General features: G+C 46.6%; 3 protein-coding genes. 2 read left to right on the forward strand and 1 reads right to left on the reverse strand.

Annotated elements, in window-relative coordinates:
- Positions 1 to 2,252: acyl-CoA dehydrogenase (locus B9J84_RS03525; protein ID WP_143698829.1), on the forward strand; the 2,252-nt coding region annotated here is incomplete at its 5' end.
- A 177-nt stretch (positions 2,253 to 2,429) separates the two neighbouring features.
- A complete protein-coding gene (gene fabV, locus B9J84_RS03530; protein ID WP_026028134.1) occupies positions 2,430 to 3,632 on the forward strand; it encodes an enoyl-ACP reductase FabV in 1,203 nt (400 codons plus the stop codon).
- Between the two features lie 122 nt (positions 3,633 to 3,754).
- On the opposite strand, the gene B9J84_RS03535 is transcribed toward fabV, so the two are convergent.
- Complete coding sequence (locus B9J84_RS03535) at positions 3,755 to 4,153, reverse strand: hypothetical protein (protein WP_064625499.1); 399 nt, start codon at positions 4,151 to 4,153, stop codon at positions 3,755 to 3,757.
- Positions 4,154 to 4,208: the final 55 nt, after the last annotated feature.

Genomic DNA, 4,208 nt, shown 5'->3' on the forward strand with positions numbered 1-4,208 from the left:
ACCCCGCCTTTAAACTGTTTAAGCAAGTTTTGCCTCCGTTATCGGAGACAGAAAAAGAGGCGATGGAAGCGGGCAGCGTTTGGTGGGATGGTGAACTGTTTTCAGGTCGTCCAGACTTTACCAAGCTGCATCATTACCCAAAACCAACCTTGTCAGATGAAGAGCAATCTTTCATTGATAATGAGTTGGAAACGCTGCTGTCCATGTTAGATGACCATAAAATCGTGAAAGAAGATCGCGACTTGCCAGCGGAAGTGTGGACGTTTCTGCGTAAAGAGCGTTTTTTCTCTTTGATTATTTCAAAGGCCTACGGTGGTCGTGAATTTTCCGCACTCGCCAACTCCACCATAGTGTCACGGATTGCGACGCGCAGTATCAGTACCGCTGTTACAGTGATGGTGCCAAACTCGCTTGGCCCGGGAGAGCTCCTCTCTCACTACGGTACACAACAACAGAAAGACTACTGGCTTCCTCGCTTAGCTGACGGTACGGATATCCCTTGTTTTGCGCTGACCGGGCCAGAAGCAGGCTCCGATGCTGGCGGCATTCCTGATCAAGGCGTGGTGTGTTACGGCAAGCACGAGGGCAAAGAAGTCCTCGGGATTAAACTCAGTTGGAATAAGCGTTATATCACGCTTGCTCCGGTTGCAACTGTGCTAGGCCTAGCTTTCAAACTCAGTGATCCTGACAAACTTCTAGGCGATAAGCTCGATATCGGCATTACCTGCGCGCTGATCCCTGCTAATCACAAAGGCGTGGAAATTGGCGAGCGACACGATCCACTCGGCCTTGCGTTTATGAACGGCCCAACGCGTGGTCAAGATGTTTTCATCCCGATGGATTGGCTCATCGGTGGTGCTGACTATGCGGGTAAAGGCTGGCGCATGCTGGTGGAATGTTTGTCGGCAGGGCGTGGTATTTCATTGCCCGCACTTGGTACGGCGATTGGTCACTTAACTTCGCGCACGACAGGTGCATACGCTTATGTGCGCAAGCAATTTGGCATGTCGATTGGTAAATTTGAAGGGGTAGCTGAAGCACTGGGCCGTATCGGTGGCTTAACTTATTTGCTTGAAGCGACACGAACCTTAACCACAACCTCGCTCGATTTGAAAGAAAAACCGGGTATAGTGACCGCCATTGCCAAATACCATATGACAGAAATTGCGCGCACAATTTTAAATGATTCGATGGATATTCACTCTGGTCGAGCGATTCAAGATGGGCCAATGAACTACCTCGGAACACATTATCTCGGTATCCCGGTCGCAATTACGGTTGAAGGGGCCAATATCCTAACTCGCAATTTGATGATCTTTGGCCAAGGTGCCACTCGTTGTCATCCTTATGTTTTGAAAGAGATGGAAGCGGCGGCTAATCCTGATACAGAGCAAGGCGCGAAAGATTTCGATAAGCTGTTGTTTAAGCACATTAGCCACGCGACCAAAAATACCTTTGGGGCACTCGGTGCTGCATTAACGGGTTCGCTCTTTGTCAAAGCGCAAATGAGCGGCCCAACAAAAGCGTATTACCAACAGTTAACGCGCATTAGCCGAGCACTTGCCGTGAGTGCCGATTTCGCTATGTTGACGTTAGGTGGCGATCTTAAACGTAAAGAGATGATCTCAGCGCGTTTAGGTGATGGTTTGAGTTATCTGTACATGGCTTCAGCGACCTTGAAAAAGTATGAAGATGAAGGCCGCCAACAAACTGATTTAGATTACGTGCACTACGCGGTGCAATACTGTCTGTACCACGCCGCTAAATCTTTGCAAGAGGCGTACAGCAACTTCCCCAACAAAGTGGTTGGGCGCTTACTTAAAGTATTGGTCTTCCCTTTGGGCAACCATTATGACAAACCTAGCGATGAGCTGTCGGTCAAACTGGCGGAAAGCTTAATGACTCCTGGAGCACATCGAGATCGTCTCACTCATCTTTGCTACATTGGGCCAGAGGAAGACGATAGCGTTGGCTTGATGGAAAAAGCATTTTTGGCGATGTACGGTATCAGTGCACTTGAGCGCAAGCTGTTCCGCGCAGCCAAAGAGGGTAAAATTGCGCGTAAAGGTGCCCTTACTGAGCGATTAGCTCAAGCCTTAAGCGAAAATGTGTTGACTCAAACTGAAGTAGACCAAATTTTGGCCGCAGACAAACTGCGTTATAAAGCGATTCAAGTTGATCACTTTAGCCATGACTTGAGCGAGGTGATGACTAATAAGCCGGGAAAGCCAAAGCTTAATCATGTCGCCTAGTCGCGAATATCGTCACTAAAAGTGTGACCATATATCAGGGCATCCTAGTCGGGTGCCCTGATTTTTTGAGCAACGAGAGATCCAACCACTTGCAATTTCTGCCTGTTTTTAAAGAAATAGGGTGAGATCTTCGAGCGAAACTTTTATCCTAGCGGAGATTTTTGAAGGAAGTTGAATATGATCATCAAACCTAAAATTCGTGGATTTATCTGTACGACAACGCACCCTGTGGGTTGTGAAGCTAATGTAAAAGAACAAATTGCTTACACCAAAGCACAAGGCCCTATCAAAAATGCACCGAAACGTGTACTTGTTGTAGGCTCATCCAGTGGCTACGGCCTTTCGTCTCGTATTACCGCCGCTTTTGGTGGAGGTGCTGCGACCATCGGTGTTTTCTTTGAAAAACCGGGCACGGACAAAAAACCAGGCACCGCCGGTTTTTATAACGCAGCCGCGTTTGACAAGCTTGCTCACGAGGCGGGTTTGTATGCTAAAAGCCTAAATGGTGATGCATTTTCTCACCAAGCAAAACAGAAAGCGATCGAGCTAATCAAACAAGACTTAGGTCAAATTGATATGGTGGTTTACTCGCTTGCTTCACCAGTGCGTAAGTTACCTGAAACTGGCGAACTGATTCGCTCATCATTGAAACCGATTGGCCAAACATACACCGCGACAGCGGTTGATACCAATAAAGACATCATCATTGAAGCCAGTGTTGAACCTGCAACTGAGCAGGAAATTGCAGACACGGTAACGGTTATGGGTGGTCAAGATTGGGAGCTGTGGATCCATGCACTTGCTGAAGCTGGCGTATTGGCTCAAGGGTGTAAAACCGTGGCTTATAGCTATATCGGTACTGAGCTAACTTGGCCAATCTATTGGGATGGTGCGCTAGGTAAAGCGAAGATGGATTTAGACCGCGCCGCATCGGCACTGAATGAACAGCTTTCTGTACTAGGTGGTACGGCTAATGTGGCCGTTCTTAAATCGGTTGTTACTCAAGCCAGTTCAGCTATTCCTGTTATGCCTCTTTACATCGCAATGGTGTTTAAGAAAATGCGTGAGCAAGGTGTACATGAAGGATGTATTGAACAGATCTATCGCATGTTTAGCCAACGTCTTTATAAAGAAGACGGTAGTGCGCCGGAGGTAGATGAGCAAAATCGTCTGCGTCTGGATGACTGGGAACTGCGTGAAGATATTCAAAAGCATTGCCGTGAGCTTTGGCCACAGATCACTACTGAAAACCTAAAAGAGCTGACGGATTACGTTGAATACAAAGAAGAATTCTTGAAGTTATTCGGTTTTGGTGTTGATGGCGTTGATTACGAAGCCGATGTCGATACTGAAGTGGCATTCGATGTAATTGATATCTAATCTATTGGTGTCACAGTAACACAATTAAGATGTTCTAATCTCAAAGGTCTAGCCACAATGCTAGGCCTTTGCTGTTATGGAGGGTAATACAACATTACTCACCCTCAACAGCATTTTCTCGATCAATGGAACGGTTGCTGTTTCCCTGCAACAAAAAACACATCACAGTGGTGCTCGGCCGCTAATTGCTTGAGTAGGTGTTGGTTGATAGGCTCAATAGTATTTGACGCGATTATCGCACTGGCATTTCCGGAGCGGATAGCTTTCATCACAATCTCTAATTCCGATAACGTTTGAGAGGGTTTCATGTGGATCACTCTGTCGCAATGTATATTGAAAGAAGCAAACTGTTCATACTGTGGTCGAGGACATTCAGAGGTGAATAAGATCCACTGCTGTTGGTGCTGGGATAGCTTAGCAAGCTTTGACATCATGGCTTGTTCAATCGTATTTACTGAGCGATGGGCATTAGCCAAAGGGTACTGAGCTGATAGTTGAGAAGCGAAATTTACTTGAAGCATAATACTGTCCTTTCATACATGCTGTATGTGTATACAGTATTTTAGTTGTAGATAC

Origin of the sequence: Vibrio sp. V03_P4A6T147, assembly GCF_002241085.1 — a bacterium.
Taxonomy (GTDB): Bacteria; Pseudomonadota; Gammaproteobacteria; order Enterobacterales; family Vibrionaceae; genus Vibrio; species Vibrio anguillarum.

Excerpts from the sequence above, each read along its gene's own strand:
- B9J84_RS03535 (WP_064625499.1), bottom strand. The coding sequence starts at position 4,153 with ATGCTTCAAGTAAATTTCGCTTCTCAACTATCAGCTCAGTACCCTTTG.
- fabV (WP_026028134.1), top strand. The coding sequence starts at position 2,430 with ATGATCATCAAACCTAAAATTCGTGGATTTATCTGTACGACAACGCAC.